At 34.7% G+C, this 20,521-nt stretch carries 16 protein-coding genes; 6 read left to right on the top strand and 10 right to left on the bottom strand.

The window, feature by feature from the left end:
• Position 1 precedes the first annotated feature (1 nt).
• Genes GQ46_RS05350 through GQ46_RS05390 form a run of 9 tightly spaced genes read right to left on the bottom strand, consistent with a single transcriptional unit; the run spans position 2 to position 10,736 of the window.
• Positions 2-1,036, bottom strand: a complete 1,035-nt coding sequence (locus GQ46_RS05350; RefSeq protein ID WP_044399016.1) for a glycosyltransferase family 2 protein — start codon at positions 1,034-1,036, stop codon at positions 2-4.
• A complete protein-coding gene (locus GQ46_RS05355; RefSeq protein WP_044399017.1) occupies positions 1,033-1,878 on the bottom strand; it encodes a glycosyltransferase family 2 protein in 846 nt (281 codons plus the stop codon). Before GQ46_RS05355 ends, GQ46_RS05350 begins: the two co-directional genes overlap by 4 nt.
• A 1-nt stretch (position 1,879) precedes the next feature.
• On the bottom strand, positions 1,880-3,037 hold the full coding sequence (locus GQ46_RS05360) for a polysaccharide pyruvyl transferase family protein (protein WP_197077337.1): 1,158 nt from the start codon (positions 3,035-3,037) through the stop codon (positions 1,880-1,882).
• A gap of 2 nt (positions 3,038-3,039) precedes the next feature.
• Positions 3,040-4,305 (bottom strand): ABC transporter ATP-binding protein, encoded by a 1,266-nt coding sequence (locus GQ46_RS05365; RefSeq protein WP_044399019.1) that lies wholly within the window; start codon positions 4,303-4,305, stop codon positions 3,040-3,042.
• A gap of 1 nt (position 4,306) precedes the next feature.
• Positions 4,307-5,128, bottom strand: a complete 822-nt coding sequence (locus tag GQ46_RS05370; RefSeq protein ID WP_044404600.1) for an ABC transporter permease — start codon at positions 5,126-5,128, stop codon at positions 4,307-4,309.
• Between the two features lie 49 nt (positions 5,129-5,177).
• Positions 5,178-6,170: an SDR family oxidoreductase gene (locus tag GQ46_RS05375; RefSeq protein WP_044399021.1), complete on the bottom strand. Its 993-nt coding sequence runs from the start codon at positions 6,168-6,170 to the stop codon at positions 5,178-5,180.
• Positions 6,171-7,457: a nucleotide sugar dehydrogenase gene (locus GQ46_RS05380; RefSeq protein ID WP_044399023.1), complete on the bottom strand. Its 1,287-nt coding sequence runs from the start codon at positions 7,455-7,457 to the stop codon at positions 6,171-6,173.
• 14 nt (positions 7,458-7,471) lie between these two features.
• Positions 7,472-9,922, bottom strand: a complete 2,451-nt coding sequence (locus tag GQ46_RS05385) for an exopolysaccharide transport family protein (protein ID WP_044399025.1) — start codon at positions 9,920-9,922, stop codon at positions 7,472-7,474.
• A gap of 10 nt (positions 9,923-9,932) precedes the next feature.
• A complete protein-coding gene (locus GQ46_RS05390; RefSeq protein WP_044399027.1) occupies positions 9,933-10,736 on the bottom strand; it encodes a polysaccharide biosynthesis/export family protein in 804 nt (267 codons plus the stop codon).
• A 104-nt stretch (positions 10,737-10,840) separates the two neighbouring features.
• Here GQ46_RS05390 and GQ46_RS05395 point away from each other — a divergent pair, with 104 nt between their 5' ends.
• The 5 genes from GQ46_RS05395 to secA all read left to right on the top strand — a co-directional run bounded on the left by GQ46_RS05395 (position 10,841) and on the right by secA (position 18,475).
• Positions 10,841-12,703, top strand: coding sequence for an ABC-F family ATP-binding cassette domain-containing protein (locus GQ46_RS05395; protein ID WP_044399029.1), 1,863 nt, complete (start codon positions 10,841-10,843; stop codon positions 12,701-12,703).
• A 105-nt stretch (positions 12,704-12,808) separates the two neighbouring features.
• Positions 12,809-13,582, top strand: coding sequence for an O-methyltransferase (locus tag GQ46_RS05400; protein WP_044399031.1), 774 nt, complete (start codon positions 12,809-12,811; stop codon positions 13,580-13,582).
• A 306-nt stretch (positions 13,583-13,888) separates the two neighbouring features.
• The gene (locus GQ46_RS05405; RefSeq protein WP_044399032.1) at positions 13,889-14,461 is read left to right on the top strand and encodes a cob(I)yrinic acid a,c-diamide adenosyltransferase; all 573 of its coding nucleotides are present in this window, start codon (positions 13,889-13,891) and stop codon (positions 14,459-14,461) included.
• Positions 14,462-14,638: 177 nt separating this feature from the next.
• The gene (locus GQ46_RS05410; RefSeq protein WP_008272287.1) at positions 14,639-14,860 is read left to right on the top strand and encodes a DUF2795 domain-containing protein; all 222 of its coding nucleotides are present in this window, start codon (positions 14,639-14,641) and stop codon (positions 14,858-14,860) included.
• Between the two features lie 258 nt (positions 14,861-15,118).
• The gene (secA, locus tag GQ46_RS05415; RefSeq protein ID WP_044399061.1) at positions 15,119-18,475 is read left to right on the top strand and encodes a preprotein translocase subunit SecA; all 3,357 of its coding nucleotides are present in this window, start codon (positions 15,119-15,121) and stop codon (positions 18,473-18,475) included.
• Between the two features lie 113 nt (positions 18,476-18,588).
• Here the strand turns inward: secA and GQ46_RS05420 are convergent, their stop codons facing one another.
• Entirely contained in the window at positions 18,589-19,482 is an 894-nt protein-coding gene (locus tag GQ46_RS05420; RefSeq protein WP_044399063.1) for a hypothetical protein, read from the bottom strand.
• 332 nt (positions 19,483-19,814) lie between these two features.
• Between GQ46_RS05420 and GQ46_RS05425 the strand changes: the two genes are divergently transcribed.
• Positions 19,815-20,222: a hypothetical protein gene (locus GQ46_RS05425; RefSeq protein ID WP_044399065.1), complete on the top strand. Its 408-nt coding sequence runs from the start codon at positions 19,815-19,817 to the stop codon at positions 20,220-20,222.
• Positions 20,223-20,521: the final 299 nt, after the last annotated feature.

Genomic DNA, 20,521 nt, shown 5'->3' on the forward strand with positions numbered 1-20,521 from the left:
ACTAAAATCCACCTATAAACAACTCAACCTGTTTTTTCGTTAATCCTTTAAACTGGTATATCTTTCTTTTAAAAAACTCAAAATAGAATAGTTTTTTAAAACACTTTTCTGCTAAAAAATAATTGAGCGAATTTTTCTTTAATATTTTAAAATTTTCGAAATCCTTGTAACTTTTCTTTTCAATATTCAGGTTTTCAAATATACTTATCATCCATGGCTCTATGGTGTTTCCCATATGATAGGCAAAATTATCATAGGTCGCTAATCGATAACCTCCGTGCTTTAATACTGGTTGATCAGTATATAAACGCTCGCTATTACCGCCTAATTTATAAACACTATTTTGCTTTGGCATTGATTTAAATATTTCATTTTTGTAAGTTCCTACAAAATGTGCATTCCCAACCACAGATAAGATATTATTTTTCCCTTCCAATGTTACTGTAACATCTGTTAGGTGTGGTTTTAATCCCGGCCAACCTACACTTTTTGCGAACTTAATTAACGCTTCCGGGTTTTTAACAGGACTAAAGCGTAATTTTTTTGAAAATAAATAGCGTAACCATATGTTACTTGTGTAACGTGTTTGTGTGCGATACATTGGTACTGGACTCACCATTCCAGCGTTTGGAATAGCTTCAAAAACATTTAACACCTCTCTCTCCCAATTATTTAAAAATAAAACATCAGCATCTGTAATGGTGATTAAGCGTTCTTCTGCCGTGCGTAATGCTTTTAAAATACTGTTTATTTTACCTATGGCTTCGGTTTCAATGATGAGTTCATCTATTTCTCCTTCCTGGCTTAGTTTAAGTAATTCATTATTAACTGAAGCTATACATCCGTTAGATATTACCGAAATTTTTAAAGGAGAAACCGCTGTTTTTTGAACAGACACTAAACACATTTTAAAAATCTTAAAAGCGTCTTGATAATAATCCTCTTCATTTGGAATATACAAAGGAATAATAACCCTATGCGAACAGGGTTGCAGGTTTAACTTTTGGTTTCTAACAGTATTTGGACCCTTTCTCATGAATGAAATAATATAACTCTGTTTAAAAATCCAAGACCTATATTCGAAAAAAATCTAACAACTTTAAGCTTTAATTTAATAATACGTCTGCTTCCCCATTTATCATGGAACTGAATTAATCCTTTCATCATCTTTTCGTTTTCCAAAACCCAGGTCCAATTTTCTTTAATTATGTAGTTTGGCAATTTCTTATTTAAGGAAACAGTTTTTTTTACTTCTTTCTTGTGATTTGAATTCCCACTCTCTAAATGATGGACGATAGCTTTTGTTATTAAAGCGTGTTTTATATTATACTTCTGCAATTGCATTGCATAATCATTATCAGCATAATAAAACTCAAATCGCTCATCTAACTTTTTAATAGTATTGAATACAGATTTATGGATCACAATACACCATCCTGTTAGGTGTTTTTGAATTTGATACCCTAAAAGGTAATTATTATTTTCAATTAATTTTTTTGGCAGCTTGTTTGTTTTTGGGTCAAGAGGCGAAGAAGATACTATTTTAGGATTATTTACCATTACTTTAATTGACTCTTTTAACCAGTTCACATTAAAAACAACATCGTTATTACTCAATATAAAATAATCTCCATTGGCATGCTCAACACCAATATTTAAAAATTTATGAAAATTAAAAGATTCTACAGGCGTGATGATTTCAAAATTTTTAACCGTATAATTATAGTTAGCGTTTACGTTACTTTCTATTAATATTATTTCATAATCTACACCTGCTTTTTTTGCACTGTCTATAAAAGTATTAAAACATTCTACGTTCATTTTGAAAATAGAATCCTTATCGGTTTTTGATAATACTATTAATGAAAACTTTGTCATGTTAAAACTTACTAAACATTATATCATAATTTTTATAAACCAATGCTTTTTGTTTATCTGTTTTACTCTTATACAATTCTGTATTCCAATTATTTAAAATATATTCTAATGAATATTCATCTTTAAAACAAAATTCTTCTAACCAAGTATTTATATAGGATTTTAATTTAGTTACATTTTTATTAAAAAGATAAAATGGCACATTAAAGCTTTGTGCTGTAATTAAACCATGCAAACTAGTCCCTAAGTAACAATTTGATTTTGATATAGTTATCATTATATCTTCAATATTTTTTGGGTAAACCAATATGGTTTCAGGATATACTTTGTGTATTTTTTTTAATACCTCATAATCATTATGCCCAGAAGCTAAACCTATTGGACACAAAACTATTTTGCAATTAGAACTTATAGAATACGTTAATAAATTTTGAAAAAAAAGATCAAAGTCGTTAGGCATTTTACTTTGACCTATTTGAACCATAAAATAACTTTCTGGTAAAGATTCAAAAGCTTTAGAACAATTATTTTTTAAATAATTCAGACTAAAATAGTTTGACATGATAAGTGCAGAATCTGGAAACAGCGAAGCTTCAACTTTATTCTCATGCATAGACTTAAGAGACCTATTATCTCTAACACTAACATAATCAGAATCATTTAAGGCTGATATTAACTGCGCTTTATCTTTAGTTGAAATAGTATTAAAAGTACCTCCAACAGTATTATAAAAAATCTTCAATTGGTTATTCTTAAAAGTACTTTTTGTAGGAGTAAATGGGTATACTATTTTTTTTGATGTTATAATTCTGCTAGAAATAGAATAGTTACGTTCTATTCTTTTTAGAGTATAACGCCGCATTAAAAAATCAAAAAAACGATTAATATAAGAGTACAATGTTGTAAATCTGGGAAACAAAGCTTCACCACCACCAATAATCAATATAGGATTTTGTTCTTTCCTAATGCTATTGAATAATGATTTGTAAGACTCTGTTTTTAAAGCATTAAAACTACTAAGATTACTGTTTATTAATCCATAATTTAAAAACTTATGCGCTACCTTCTTTTCAACTAAAACTTTTTTAAATAAAATAGGAAACAATAAGTCTCCGTAATTTAATCGGTCTGAAGCTGATAAAAAATAAATTTTTCTCATCTCTAATTCCATTCAAAGTCACAAAAAAAACCTTTTTTCCAAGACGGTAGTTTTCCTGTGTTATAAAAATCTCCTTTCTCAACACGAATCCATTTTGACTCAACCACATGATCCAAAAGATCTTGTTTGCATCTTATGTATGCATTTATATAGTATTCGCCTTCAGATAAAGGCCACTTTTTTATTTTTAACAATGCCGTGAATTGCTCACTGTTACTAGTATATTCTTTATCTAAAACTTCAGTAGAGCAGTGAATCATAGGGCTATCGTTAATATCATATATTCCAAGACCAACAGATAATGGTTCTTTAAACTGATTTTTTTCTATTTGTAATGAAATTATAATTTCATCACCAGATAAAGCAATATCAATCTCCTCACCACCTCTGTTATTTATTCTTATATCTGAAATAAAAACATTTTCAATTCCTTTTTTGGCATTATTACGATTAAAATTACTGCTTTTTTCTTGATTGGTAGTATAAAAATCTACAGCGCTATTCTGGTCGCCTTCAAAAACAACTTTACCATGTTCCAATACTAAACATCTAGTACATAGGTTTTTAATCGCAGCCATATTATGACTCACAAATAGTACTGTACGACCTTCACCCCGAGAAATATCCTGCATTTTCCCAATCGCTTTTTTTTGAAACTCAGCATCTCCAACGGCCAACACCTCATCAATCACCAAAATTTCTGGTTCTAGAAAGGCTGCTACTGCAAAGGCCAAACGCACGGTCATACCCGAGCTATAACGCTTTACAGGCGTGTCTATATACCTTTGACACCCCGAAAAATCTATGATCTCTTCTATTTTAGAAGCAATCTCCTTTTTGGTCATGCCTAAAATGGCACCATTTAAAAACACATTTTCACGGCCTGTCATCTCGCCATGAAAACCTGTACCCACTTCTAACAATGACGCTATACGCCCTTTGGTTTTTATTTCTCCTGTAGTGGGACCAGTAACCTTAGACAAAATTTTTAATAAGGTAGACTTTCCTGCACCGTTTTTACCTATAATCCCCAAAACCTCACCACGTTTCACTTCAAAACTAATATCTTTTAAAGCCCAAACGTATTGGGACTCCCCTTTTGTACTGCGATCGTTACTTTCACCTACTTTTAAATAAGGGTCTTCTTTTCCTCGTAATTTACTCCACCATCTATTTAAATCGTGACTAATGGTACCTGTACCTACAAGCCCTAAACGGTATTGTTTGGAGACATTTTCTGCCTTAAGTATGATATCTTTGTCTTCCATATTATACAGTGTCGATAAACGATTTCTCGGTTTTATTAAAGATAATCAATCCTATTAAAAAAAACACAACACTCACCAACCCAGCATACAAAAACTTAAATCCCGAAAAATCACCGATTCCTAAAGTCATATATCTAAATAATTCGATGATGGTGGTCATGGGGTTGTATTCTACTAACCACGAATATTCCGGCACTTTTTCCTTGAAATAAGATAAAGGGTACATAACTGCGGAGGCGTACATTAACAACTGCACGCCAAAACCAACTAAAAAGGTTAAATCGCGATATTTTGTAGTCATAGACGAAATTATCATCCCAAAACCTAAACCAAACAGTCCCATAAATAAAATAAGTATCGGAAGCAAAACAATGGCCAGTTGCGGCATGGCATTATCTGCTTTTGTAGTAAAAAAAACAAAATAAAGATAGAAAGAAATAAATACCAGCAACTGAATACCAAACTTTATTAAATTAGAAAACACGACAGATAACGGGGTGATGACTCTGGGAAAATAAACCTTCCCAAAAATACCTTGATTTGCTTTAAAGGTATCACTGGTACCCGTGAGGCAAGAGCTAAAATAATTCCATGAGGTAATACCAGCCAAATTAAATAAAAAAGAAGGAATACCATCTCCTGTAGGGATGGCTGCTAAATTATTAAAGATTAGAGTAAAAATAACAGAGGTAAATAAGGGTTGTATAAAATACCATAGCGGCCCTAAAATCGTTTGTTTGTATTGCGTTATAATATCACGTTTTACAAACAAAATTAATAAGTCACGGTAGCGCCAAATTTCTTTAAAATTTAAATCTATCATTTTACGCTTAGGCGAAATGGTATACAACCAATCGTCTTGTACTATTTCTTTATTCACTGTTGTTATTTTTAAAATAGTCCCAGGTTTTTACCAAACCGTCCTTTACCGAAAATTTAGGTTGATAGTTTAATAGTTTTTCTGCCTTACTAATATCTGCCAGAGAATCTTTGACATCACCCATTCGATTTGGTCCGTAATGAGCCTGTATATTTTTCCCCGCAGAAGTATTTAAAATCTCCCAAAGCGCGTTCACACTAATGCGTTCATGACACGCAATATTAAAGACTTGATTTTTTGCTTCCGTCCCTGCAAAAAAGCTTTTCATATTTGCTTGCACCGCATTATCCACATAGGTGAAATCTCGTGTTTGTAAACCATCACCGTTAATCGTTGCCGGCTGATTGTTTTTTATAGCTTCCATAAACAATGGAATCACCGCTGCATAAGCGCCATTGGGACTTTGCTTTGGGCCGAAAATATTAAAATACCGTAAGCCTATGGTATCGGTATTATAGGTTTTACCAAAAACGTCTGCATACAACTCATTAACATATTTCGTCACAGCATAGGGCGATAAGGGCTTCCCAATGGTATCTTCAACTTTAGGCAAGGCTTTACTATCGCCATAAGTAGAACTGGAAGCTGCATACACCATACGTTTTACAGTAGGACTCTCGTTTAAGGCCACCATCATATTTAAAAACCCTGTCACATTTACTGCGTTGGTCGTTATCGGGTCATGTATTGACCGTGGTACAGAGCCCAAGGCTGCCTGATGGCTCACATAGTCTATAGCTAACATCGCTTCCTTGCAGGTCTCTAAATCCCGAATATCGCCTTCTAATAATTCGAAATTAGGATGCGACAAAAACACTTCAATATTTTTACGATAACCATTTGAAAAATCATCTAAAACCCTTACTTTCTTCGCCTTGTGCTTTAATAAATAACCCACCAAATTAGAACCAATAAAACCTGCACCTCCTGTTACCAGAAAAGCGTATTTACTTAAATCATGGGTATGATGTGTGTGTTCTTTCATTTATAATCGGCCATCGGCCTGATTTCTTTTAAGTTGACTTTTGACATCAAAAACGACTGCCTTTTCTCCTTTTACCGCGTCCAGATCGAAGGCTAAAAATTCATGATGTGCTACAGCTAACACCACAGCATCATAATTTTTATTTAATAGTCCAAGGTCTGTTATTAACTCTAAATCATATTCTTTTTTTACCGCTTCACCCGAAGCCCAAGGATCGTAAACATCAACCTTTAATGAAAAGCTTTTAAATTCATTAATAATATCTATCACTCTAGAGTTTCTAATATCCGGGCAATTTTCTTTAAAGGTCATCCCCAAAATCAAAACGCTAGCTTTGTTAATAACCGTTCCTTTAGCCACCATTAATTTAACGGTCTCCTGGGCCACATAAGCCCCCATACTATCATTCATACGCCGTCCCGCCAAAATAATCTCTGGGGTATACCCCACTTGCATGGCTTTTTCTGCCAAATAATAGGGATCAACCCCTATACAATGCCCGCCCACCAAACCTGGCGTGAATTTTAAAAAATTCCATTTGGTTCCAGCAGCTTCTAATACCGCTTGGGTATCAAGGTCTAAACGTCTAAAAATTTTCGACAATTCATTAACGAATGCAATATTAATATCACGTTGCGAATTTTCAATCACTTTTGCTGCTTCTGCCACTTTTATTGAGGGTGCCAAATAGGTCCCTGCAACAATGATGGAACGGTATAAGGCATCTATTTCCTGAGCTATTTCTGGCGTAGACCCTGAGGTCACCTTCAGAATTTTAGTAAGGGTATGTTTTTTATCGCCTGGATTGATGCGCTCTGGTGAATAGCCCGCATAAAAACCGTGATTAAATTCTAATCCTGACTGTTCTTCTAAAACTGGCACGCAAATATCTTCAGTAACACCGGGATATACTGTAGACTCAAAAATAACAATATCTCCAGATTTCAAAACCTTACCTACCGTTTCACAGGCTTTTAAAAGGGGGGTAAAATCTGGTTTATTATCCTGAGTTGTAGGTGTTGGAACCGTTACGATGTAAATAGAAGCTTCGATTAAATCGGCATGCTTTTCTGTAAGCCATAAGCCTTTGTTTCCTGAATAATTTAATACCTTTTTTAAGTCCAAAGAAGACACTTCAAGCGTATCATCTTGTCCATTACTCAAAGCTTGCACGCGATTATAATCTATATCAAAACCAATAACCTGATACTTTTTGGCAAAGGTAACCGCCAGTGGCAAGCCAACATATCCTAATCCTATTATTGCTATTTTTTTTGAATCACTCATTAAAATCTTGCTTATTAGCTTATTTTAAAAATAGACTTCACACGATCCAGTAGTGTCATTTTATTTTTATCGTTTTCATGATAGCCGTTACCATAGTCGCCATAACCATAGCCATAACCGTAGCCATAACCATACTTGCCTTTTTGGTCGTAATCATTATAAAGCAAACTAATATTTTTAATTTCACCACGCTTATACTTATCATTAATAAGATTCAACATGGCTTTTTTAGTATAATCCTGTCTGGTAACGAACAAAGTCGCATCTGCATACTCTACCAACTCAATAGCATCAGACACTAATCCTAATGGTGGCGTATCTAAGATGATATAATCGTATTTTTCCTTTAATGCAGCTATTAATGCATCCATTTTATCACCTATCAATAACTCTGAAGGATTTGGTGGTATTGGTCCTGAGGTAATCACATCAAGATTATCTATCCCTGAGGGCTGAATGACTTCATTAAGTTCTTTTTGACCAATCAAATAATTAACCGCTCCAATTTCGTTTTGAATATTAAAGTCTCCAAAGATTTTAGGTTTTCTTAAATCTAAACCAACCAATACTGTTTTCTTACCACTCAATGCAAAAACGGTGGCTATATTAATAGAGCAAAAGGTCTTCCCCTCTCCACTAACAGAGGAGGTGACCATAACCGTTTTAGAACCTTCTAATTCGTGTTTTTTGTACATGAATTGTAAACTGGATCTTATGGCTCTAAAAGATTCTGCTACTGCAGATTTTGGTTTACGATGCACCACTAAATTATTATCCAAAGTATTTTTACCTATAACACCCAAAAGCGGGATACTGGATTGACTTTCCAAATCTTTTGGACTATGTAATTTGTTATCAAAAAAGGTAATAAGAAAAGCTAACAATAAGGGTGGTATTAAGCCTCCAAAAACAGCAACGATATATCGTGAACTCAACTTTAAATCTATAGGCTGAGCACCAACATCTTTGGCTTTATCAATAACCACGATATCACTTACGCTGGCCGATTTGATAATGTCTGCCTCTCCACGTTTTGCTAAGAACAAATTATAAGTTTGTTCATTTAAGGCATACTGACGTTGAATATCTAGTAATTTTTGCTGGCTTTTAGGTAGTTTTCTTATTTTCTCAGTGGCATTGGCAATTTTAGAATTCACATAATTTAACTCACGGGTAAGACCATTTGTAGCTGTGCTGATATTTTCTAACAACACCAATTTTAATGCGTCTATCTGACTGTCTAAATCTGAAAAAATAGAAGCATCACTTCTTACTGTTTTTTCATAGTTTGCCTTTTGTACTGATAACGCGTTTATACGCCCTATATTACCTTGAATGTTACCATCGTCTACACCCGCTAATGATGGTGCTGGAAGCTCAGTCGTATTCTCGCTATTCTCTAAGTAGCTTTTTAGACTTGAGTAATAGGCTAGCTTCCTATTGATCCCATCTTTTTCTATTTCTAAAACGGCTAACTGACTATTAATGTTAGTGCTTTCTTCATCTATATTGAAGATTTTATTCTCTACCCGATAGTCGTTTAAAGAATCTATATTAGAGGTTATTTTAGACTTGACACGACCAAGTTGTTGGTCTATAAAATTAATGGTATTGGTTACAAATTGATTTTTACGTTCTAAGTGATCTACGCTTAATACCTCAACCGTTTTATTCAAATAATCCACAATTTTACTTTTATTAAAATCGGTCATGCTCAGATTTAAAATAGCAGAATTTTGAGGATTGCTTATAATAAGCTTACTTTTATAGTTCCCAACCACAGTATTAAACTTTTCAAACTGAAAAAAATAAGAGTCTCCCGGTTTTATTTCGCGGTTTTCAACCAAATTAATGGTGCCTTTAAAAAAGGGTTTATTGACTATTTCGCCAAAATTAAATTGTTGCTTAGACGCTCCTATACTAACTTCTGTCGCTTTAATTGACTTGTCTGAATAGTTCTGCGCATTAACCATGCTATTTTCAAAATTCCAACTTAATTCGTAGGTTAATAAATTGATTAACGTGATTTTTATGGGCTGATCAAGCACTTGATAGGAATCTGGAATTAAAGACACTCTAAAGGGCGCCGCCTTATAAATGTCGTCTTTTCTAAAGCGCGATTGTTTTAAATAGGTAATATAAAATTGAAGGCTATCCACAACCTTTTCATGAATAGAACGCGATTGTAAAGAAGTTCTAATCTTATTCACTTTCCCTGAAACACCCCCCCAATTAAACGTTAAACTTGTGTTAGATGTAAACAAGGGATTTGTTTCATCTTCAACAGAGATTTGAGTACTTAGTCTATATGAGGCCTGTTCTCTAATATTTTGCTGGTAGATGATAAAAATACCTATGCCAATGCAAAGTATAAACAACTTCCAATACCTTAACGCTCTAAATAAAAAGGCTTTAATATCGAAAGCAGGTGCTGAAGACTCTAATAAATCAAATTCATCATTCATAAACTATAATTTAGAGATTCCTTGCCAAAAAATACGTTGAGACAACAATAGAAAATATAGAGGCAATCGTGGTAAAGGTTTGAGCTGCCGTCTCTCCGCTTCCTAATGCTTTGCGTTTAAGCGGTTTAACCAAAATGATATCATTGGGCTGAATGTAATAATAAGGTGATTTCATAGCCGCAATATCGGTTAAATCAATACTGTGTATTTTTTGACCGTAGGGATATTGTCGCACAATTTTAATATCACGTCGGTCTGCGACATTCGATAAGCCACCAGCATTAGCAATGGCTTCAATGATATTTACACGGTCCTGAAATAATGTATAGACACCAGAAACACCTTCCCCTGTTACTGTATAGCGTAATCCCGCTAATTTTATTGTCACAAATATTTGTGTGGTTTCTTTTAAATAGGTTGCCAGTATTTCCGTTTTGACTTTATCTTCTATCTCATCTGTAGTAAAGCCTAGCACATTGATATCTCCAAGAATAGGGAATTCGATATTACCATGTAAGTCTACTGTAAAACCATTAAAATATAAAGCCCCCTGACCACCCGCAGCTCCTGCAGCTCCTTCAGCAACTGGTTGAAACACTTCGACTAATTTCTTGACCTCACTATCAATCGCTTTAATATTAACGCTCAAGATATCGTTTACTTGAACACGGTAGGGTTTAGACAATTCTGCAATTTGTAAAGAATCATTCACTACAGTGCCCTTATCCTGAAGATAAACAACATCTTTATTAGTGACACAAGAAGAACATAACACACTGAATAACAGCATAATACCAAACAGCAATCGATTCATTTTGGACTCATTGATTTACAACAAATATAGCTTTTCGTCGTGAATAATAAAACATTTGTCGGATTTTTTGGTTTTTTATCCGTTATTTGCAAAAAAATCACTCATTGAATTATCTTAACGTTGAAAACATATCGAAATCTTATGGAGAGCTTACCCTTTTCGAAGACCTTTCATTTAGCATCCATAAGGATCAAAAAGTGGCCTTTGTGGCTAAAAATGGTACAGGAAAAACCTCCATTTTAAATATACTTGCCAATACAGACACCCCAGATTCTGGACAGGTAATTTTTAGAAAAAATATTAAAGTCTCTTTTTTACCGCAAGACCCCTATTTAGATGGCAGTCTAACAGTTGAAGAGACGATTTTTAATAGCGACAATCCGATATTAGACGTCCTAAAAAATTATGAACTCGCTTTATTAAATCCGGAAGATGCCGAAGCCTACCAAAAAGCCTTTGAGAAAATGGACGCTTTTAATGCCTGGGATTTTGAAACGCAATACAAGCAAATTCTTTTTAAGTTAAAGCTGGACGACCTGCATCAAAAAGTAAGTAGCATGTCTGGCGGACAAAAAAAGCGACTCTCTTTAGCCAATGCCTTAATTAATAAACCCGATTTATTAATTCTCGATGAGCCTACCAACCATTTAGATTTAGAAATGATTGAATGGCTGGAAGCCTTTTTTGCAAAAGAGAACATCACCCTGTTTATGGTCACGCACGATCGTTACTTTTTAGAACGGGTGTGTAATGAAATTATAGAGTTAGATCAAGGTCAATTATACAATTACAAAGGCAACTATTCTTATTATTTAGAGAAAAAAGAAGCCCGTATCGAACAAGAAACTACAGAAACTGGTAAGGCCAAACAACTTTATAAAAAGGAACTCACCTGGATGCGTCGCCAGCCCAAAGCGCGAACTACAAAATCTAAATCTAGAATAGATGATTTTGCAGATATCAAACACCGTGCACACCAACGTCGTAATGATCACGAAGTACAGTTAGAACTCAATATGGAGCGTTTAGGAAGCAAGATCCTAGAGCTTAAAAAAGTATCGAAGTCTTATAAAGACAAAATTATTTTAGATCAATTTGATTACATGTTCCAAAAAGGGGAGCGTGCGGGAATAATTGGCAAAAACGGCACAGGGAAATCAACCTTTTTAAATATTATTACCCAGTTAACCGAACCCGACTCTGGAAAGATTATTATTGGCGAAACGGTTAAGTTTGGTTATTATACTCAAATGGGTATCACGCCTAAACCAGATCAAAAAGTAATTGATGTGGTGCGCGAATTCGGGGAGTATATCCCTTTAAAAAAAGGCCGTCAAATTAGCGCACAGCAATTACTAGAACGCTTTTTATTTGACCGTAAAAAGCAATATGATTTTGTTGAAAAATTAAGCGGTGGCGAGCGTAAACGCTTATACTTATGCACCGTTTTAATTCAAAATCCAAACTTTTTAATTCTAGATGAGCCTACAAACGATTTAGACATTGTCACTCTTAATGTGCTTGAAAGCTTTCTCTTGGATTTCCCTGGCTGTTTGTTAGTGGTGTCTCATGATAGGTATTTTATGGACAAAGTTGTCGATCACCTTTTTGTTTTTAGAGGGGAAGGCGTAGTCGAGGATTTCCCAGGAAATTATAGTGACTTTAGAGCCTATGACGATAGCAAACCTGTAGTTATTGAAGCTTCGGAAGACAAAAAAGAGACTAAAAACTGGAAGAAAGACAGCAATCCCAAGCTCTCTTATAACGAACAAAAGGAATATAAAAACTTAGAAAGTAAAATCAAATCCTTAGAGTTTGACAAAGCTGAATTAGAACAAAAATTTTTAAACCCCGAGCTTCCTCAAGATGAAATTAATGCGTTGTCTAACAAACTTCAAAAAATTATTGATAGTATCGAAGAAAAGGAAATGCGCTGGTTAGAGCTCAGTGAAAAGATGGAAGGGTAATTTAGTCTGCATTTTGCAGCTACCAATGATTAGTTAGTGTTATAGCTATTGAACTAATTAAATTTTGAAATTAATAAAAAGCATCCCGCTTTCGCGGAAAATCCTATGCGAAAACTAATTATTGCTTACCTAAAATTCTGGTTGCGTTCTAAAAACCAACATGGTGTGCAGTCTCCTTTTGTCTATGATTTGGTAACTAAATGTTTCTACGACCGCAAAAAACAGGCTATTTATTCAGAATTAAAGGCCTACAGGACTTATTTGCTTTCAAACAGGACTAAAATAGAGGTTAGCGATTTAGGTGTTGGGTCTCGCGTAAAAAAAGGCCACACCCGCAGCGTTTCAGAACTGGTTAAAAATGCAGGAACCACGAGATACCGCGCAAAATTACTCTCTCGTTTCGCACAGTATTTTCAGTTTAAAAACAGCTTAGAACTAGGAACTTCACTAGGCATTGCGACACAGGCGCTACATTTGGGGCATCCCGCTGGCGACATTACAACCATAGAAGGCTGCCCAGCCATTGCTGCTTTTACAGAACAAACCTTTGAACAGTTCGGCTTAAAAAACATCAGGCTTATAACAGGTGATTTTAATGACGTCACAAAGACACTCACTAAAAACACCTATGACTGCATTTATTTTGATGGTAATCACCAAAAAGAGGCAACCTTAAATTATTTTGAAACCCTGCTCCCAACCGCAACCAATGATACTGTTTTTATTTTTGATGACATCTACTGGAGTACAGGCATGACCGAAGCCTGGACTCTTATAAAACAACACCCAAAAGTGACCGTTACTATAGATACTTTTTTCTGGGGCATTGTTTTTTTTAGAAAAGAACAAGCTAAAGAGCATTTTACACTACGAGTTTAATCGCTTAGTTTATAAAAAAATAATCGTAATACTTATAATTTCAATAGTCCTTATTGTTGTTTTTGTTGGTATTCTTAGAAAGAGCAACACTTTTTATAAAGTGAGCGATGACACAAAGAAAACGAGTAGAAAATTCAAGTAGATTTTTATTTTAATAAAAAATCGCTAAAGCTGTTTTTCGTCAAACCTTCCGAGTTTTGTTGAAAGCCCCCTCCCTTCCCCTAACTGAAGAAAGTCGCGAAAATTGTATTTTATTTTAATAAATAGAATTGAAACTTCTAACTTGCAACTTCTAACCCTAGAAAAATGAAAGTATATACAAAAACAGGAGATAAAGGCACCACCGCATTGTTTGGTGGTACTCGCGTTCCTAAACACCATATTCGCATTGATAGTTATGGTACTGTAGATGAACTAAATTCTCATATTGGTCTTATTCGTGATCAAGACATCGACCCAGCTTATAAAGCTGTTTTAGTGAGCATCCAAAACAAACTCTTTACCGTTGGCGCTATCCTAGCGACCGATCCAGAGAAAATGATTCTTAAAAATGGAAAAGAAAGACTAAACATCAATAAGGTTTCGGAGGAAGATATTGCGCTTTTAGAACAAGAAATGGATACCATGAATGCCGTTTTACCTCAAATGACACACTTCGTACTCCCTGGCGGCCACCAAACGGTGTCATTCTGTCACATAGCACGTTGTGTTTGTCGCCGTGCTGAACGTTTAGCCTCAGCGCTTAATGATTTAGAACCCTTTTTACCAGAAGCGCTCATCTATTTAAACCGTCTTTCTGACTATCTTTTTGTGTTGGCACGAAAGTTGTCCTTTGATTTGCAAGCAGATGAAGTAAAATGGATTCCTGAAAAGCATTAAAAGCTACACAGAAAAACAGCCTACAACGCCCTGTGATTACATAACACTGCAAAAGATTTACAGTTAAATTGTTTCAGTGAAAAATGACGTTCTTTTTTATTATTGAAAATAATTCACTTTTTTCTTGACTATTAAAACTAAAAAATTATTTTTGCAAAAAAATAAACCCATAAAGAAATGTATTGGACTTTAGAATTAGCATCTTATTTAAGTGATGCACCTTGGCCAGCAACTAAAGATGAGCTTATAGATTACGCTATTAGAACTGGCGCACCTTTAGAAGTTGTTGAAAATTTGCAAGCCATTGAAGATGAAGGCGATTCTTACGATTCTATCGAAGAGATCTGGCCTGATTACCCAACAGATGAAGACTACCTCTGGAACGAGGACGAATATTAAAAGACTTAGCAGTGCTACGTCTAAACTATAAAAACAAAGAAAAAGTCTCTATTTGAGACTTTTTTTGTGCTTTAATTTTTAGAAATGAAGCGCACAAAACGTATCTTTAAGCCCTTTTTATAAGGAATTAATAATACCTCTAAATATAAATAAAGACCCTTCGACTGCACTTCGTGTGATAGTCGCAGACACTATAACAAACAAAATGTCAAATGGAGTGCAAGCGAAGCACTTAAGACAAAAAAATATTATAAGCTTATGAATTTTTTAAATTCCGTACTAAAAGTCTTTGTTGGCGACAAATCTAAACAAGATGTCAAAGCCATCTCACCTTTAGTAGATAAAATTAAAACCTTTGAAACCGCTTTAGAAGCTTTATCTCACGATGAATTACGAGCTAAAACAGTAGAATTCAAAGCCATTATTGCCGAAACTCGAAAACCTTTTAACGAACGTAAAGAAAAGTTACGCGTAGAAGCAGAAGCAATTGATGACATTGACAGACGTGAAGACATTTATCAAGAGATTGATAAAATTGAAGACGAATCGTATGCTGCAGTAGAAGATACTTTAAATGCTATTTTACCTGAAGCATTCGCTGTGGTTAAAGAAACAGCAAAACGTTTTACAAACAACACCGAAATTACAGTAACCGCTACCCCGTTTGACAGAGAAGTCTCTGGCATGGGAGAGTATGTTGCGCTTGATGGTGAAAAAGCCACCTGGTCAAACTCATGGGATGCTGTGGGAAAAGCCATTACTTGGGACATGGTTCATTACGATGTACAACTTATTGGTGGTGTCGCTTTGCATGAAGGTAAAATTGCCGAAATGCAAACAGGTGAAGGTAAAACTTTAGTCGCAACCTTACCGGTTTACTTAAATGCCTTAGCCGAAAAAGGTGTGCATTTAGTAACAGTAAACGACTATTTAGCAAAACGTGATATGGCCTGGATGGCGCCCATTTTCCAATTCCATGGCATGAGTATAGATTGTATCGATAACCACAGACCAAATTCTGAAGGGCGTCGTAAAGCCTATAACTCTGATATTACTTACGGTACAAATAACGAATTTGGTTTTGATTATTTACGTGATAACATGGCGAATTCGCCAGACGATTTAGTACAACGCCCGCACCATTACGCGATTGTCGATGAGGTTGATTCTGTATTGGTTGATGATGCCAGAACACCCTTAATTATTTCAGGTCCGATTCCACAAGGTGACCGCCATGAATTTACAGAATTAAAGCCAAAAGTTGAAGATATTGTTGCAGTACAACGCAAACATTTAACTCAGGTTTTAGTGGATGCTAAAAAATTAATAGCGGAAGGTGACACCAAAGAAGGTGGTTTTCAACTGTTAAGAGTGTACAGAGGTATTCCAAAGAATAAAGCATTAATTAAATTCTTAAGTGAAGAAGGTAATAAGCTATTACTTCAAAAAACAGAAAACACCTACATGGCAGATAACAACCGTGAGATGCCAAAGGTTGATGCAGAATTGTACTACGTTATTGAAGAAAAAAATAATCAAATTGAATTAACCGATAAAGGGGTTGAATACATTTCAGGAAAAGATAATCCAGACTTCTTTGTCATGCCAGAAATTGGTATTGAGATAGCCAAAATTGAAGCACAAGGTTTATCTTCTGAAGATGAAGCCAACTTAAAAGAAGAGTTATTTAGAGAGTTTGGTGTAAAATCTGAACGCATACATACCCTAAATCAATTACTAAAAGCCTATGCTTTATTTGAAAAAGACAACCAATATGTTGTTATGGATAATAAAGTTATGATTGTTGATGAGCAAACAGGTCGTATCATGGATGGTCGTCGTTATAGCGATGGCTTACACCAGGCTATTGAAGCTAAGGAAAATGTAAAAATTGAAGATGCCACACAAACTTTCGCGACAGTAACCCTTCAAAATTACTTTAGAATGTATCGTAAACTGTCTGGTATGACAGGTACTGCGGTTACAGAAGCAGGCGAATTGTGGGAGATCTATAAATTAGATGTTGTTGAAATTCCAACGAACAGACCCATTGCACGTCACGATAGAGAAGATTTAGTTTATAAAACAAAGCGTGAAAAATACAATGCGGTTATTGATGAAGTAACCAACTTATCGCAACAAGGCCGTCCTGTTTTAATAGGTACCACTAACGTAGAAATTTCTGAGTTACTAGGGAAAATGCTAAGCATTAGAAAAGTACCGCACAATGTATTAAATGCAAAACTCCATAAAAAAGAAGCCGATATTGTAGAACAAGCTGGGCAACCTGGTCAAGTAACCATCGCTACGAACATGGCTGGTCGTGGTACCGATATTAAGTTAAGCGATGCCGTTAAAAAAGCTGGTGGTTTAGCTATTGTTGGTACAGAACGTCATGATTCTCGTCGTGTAGACAGACAATTACGTGGTCGTGCTGGACGTCAAGGAGATCCAGGAAGCTCACAATTTTATGTGAGTTTAGAAGATAATTTAATGCGACTGTTTGGTAGTGAGCGTATTGCCAAAATGATGGACCGTATGGGACTTAAGGAAGGCGAAGTGATTCAGCATTCTATGATTTCTAAATCTATTGAGCGTGCACAGAAAAAGGTTGAAGAAAATAACTTTGGCGTGCGTAAGCGTTTATTAGAATATGACGATGTTATGAACTCGCAACGTGAAGTAATTTACAAACGTCGCCACCATGCGTTATTTGGAGAACGTTTACGTGTTGATTTAGCAAACATGCTTTTCGATACTTCGGAAGGCATGGCTGAAACCAATAAAGCTGCGAGTGATTTTAAAAATTTCGAATTCGAATTAATCCGTTACTTCTCTATGGCATCGCCAGTGACAGAAGCAGAATTCAATAAATTATCAGCAACGGCATTAACAAAACGTATTTACAATGCTGCTTTTGATCACTACAAGGCAAAGATGGCTCGTAATGCTGAGATTGCGTTTCCTGTGATTAAAGATGTTTTTGAAAACCAAGGCGATAAATACAAACGTATTGTTGTACCGTTTACAGATGGTAAAAAAACATTACAGGTCGTAACAGATTTAGAAACGGCTTACAATTCAGAAGGAAAGCAATTAGTTACAGATTTTGAAAAGAACATTACTTTAGCCATTATTGACGATGCCTGGAAAACGCATTTACGTAAAATGGATGAGTTAAAACAGTCTGTTCAACTTGCGGTTCATGAGCAAAAAGATCCACTTTTGATTTATAAGTTTGAAGCTTTTGAATTATTCAAAGGCATGATAGACCGAGTAAACAAAGAAGTAATTTCGTTTTTATTTAAAGGAGAATTACAAGCCAATCAAGGCAACGAAATAAGTGAAGCAAGACAAACCCGTAAAAAGGAAAATCTGAAAACACAAAAAGACGAAATCCAAAATTTAGATGAGCGTTCTGCTCAAAACAGAGCCGCCGGTAACACACAGCAACAGCAACAAGTTGTAGAAACCATTGTACGTGACCAACCTAAAATTGGGCGTAATGACCGTGTGACCATTAAGCATGTTATGAGTGGTGAAAATAAAACCGTAAAATACAAGCAAGCAGAACCTTTAATCGCTAAGGGCGAATGGGTTTTAACAGAAGAATAAAACAATAAATAAGCAATTATAATAAAAAAACCTGAAGCCATACTTCAGGTTTTTTTTGCTTTAATGTCAAAAGATATATTCTATAACTGTATTAATGTATTACTCTTATATTTCTAGCTGTTTTGTTTATTTAAAACCTCAATAGCATCTCCCTTTCTTTTTTGAATTTTAGAATACAACTTCATTAATATTTCATAATTATCTTTCACCCAGTCTCTAGTCGATGTTGCTCTTATTACGCCTTGCTTACCAAGATAACTATTATATAAATAATAGGCTTTCATCGCATCTTCTTCATCATAAAAATAACTTTTCCATGTTTCGTTAATCCTGTTTTCTTTAACAACACCTATTCCCCCTTTAAACACTTTAATTATTCCTTGAGAATGTTTAAAAGTAACAGTAACATCATTCCTTTCATAGGCTGATTTTAAAAGATAGGCATTATGCAATATATAATTTGCCAAGCGAGATACAATTTCCGCATTCGTCTCTTTTTCTAGTGGTCGCTGTCTCCATTTGTTATTCGCTACGTAAAAAGGGTCTTCCTTATAGTTTTCTAATTTCTCTAACTCTTCGACTAACTTAAGTTCTGATGCAACAGCATCGTTTTCATTGCGAATCGTTACAAGCATGCTCCTCATTGTCCCTTCTTGATCAAAGTGTTCTATTTTAAGTTTATTATTTCCGTATTTAACCTCTTTCTCATTAAGGTAAGACCATTCACCGTTCTTAATATTATCGTCTTCTATTACGGTGTAGGATGAATCAGGGTAAAAATATAGCATTAACCCTTTAGAGAGCATCTCATTTGCCAAGGTTGCTTTTGTCTGATTGTCCATGTCCAAATTAGCTTTATCATAATTTATTACTTCTGATAACGTCCATGATCCAACTATTGTGTCTTTACCTGATTTTTCAATTGTTGTATTCTTATCTGACTTTTCAGTTGAATTACAGCTGCTAAAAAAAATTACAAATACTAGTAGTAGGTATTTAATCTTCATAATAGGTTTGGTTTAATGATTATAACTTATAATTTATTGTGTTTCTATACAATTGTAAATCTACTGTTTTTTTTAATATGAAAATATTTATTGCTAATCTGCGATTAAGTTTTGCTATTCTAAGTCACTAACAATGAACACCTTTTTTTTCTCAATCGGCCATTATAAATACTATAAAAAAGACCTATAAGGCTTAAAGAGATACAGGTCTTTATACTAATTAAAACTACATTTTTCTATTTCGCATGGTATAGAAACTTTAGGAATAACGAAAAAAATCGTACCTTTAATAGAACCAATCAAACTCCTTTTGAGTTTAAAATTTAAATGTCTTGATTAGAAATATACTCGCCACCTTCGCTGGTTTTATTTTGGCTTCAATGGTCGTTTACATTTTTGAAACGGGTATTGGCCACAACCTATTTCCGCTACCTGAAGACGCTAATCCTACAGATATGGATTGGATAAAGAATAATATGAATAGAATTCCTGTAGGCGCTAAAGTATTTGTAGTTATTGGTCACTTTATGGGTATTATTAGCGGCATGTTTATAGCAGGATTTATCTCAAAAACAAGTATGATTCCAGCCTATATTGTTGCAGGTCTAATGATTTTGGCTACCGCTTTTGTTACGTTAACACTACCAAAAGGCCTTTGGTTTATCCTTGCTGAAGTTATTGCGGTTTTTGCTGGATTTCACTTTGGAAAACCACTGGCTCAAAAACATGTTTTTAATTGATATTAAGACATGCCGAGTTCAACGAACGTGAGTAAAGATCTTAATTTTATATGGTCTAAGCGAACTGTTTTAAAATCGTGAGACTACCAAAATGTCAGAAAGCGCCAAAACAAATTAAAGAAGCGGGCCCCACAAATTAGTCTTTATAATTACGTATTATACAAAATCAAATTCAATCTCATCTCCTACTCTTTTTTTAATAAAACGTATTAAAAACCAGGTTTCACTCATTGAAAAGCCCGGTTAACTCATTGCTGGTTTTTATATACTCTGTTAAGTTATAGGTTTGAGGCATCATA

The organism is Lacinutrix sp. Hel_I_90 (assembly GCF_000934685.1).
In the GTDB taxonomy this organism is placed as follows: Bacteria; Bacteroidota; Bacteroidia; order Flavobacteriales; family Flavobacteriaceae; genus Lacinutrix.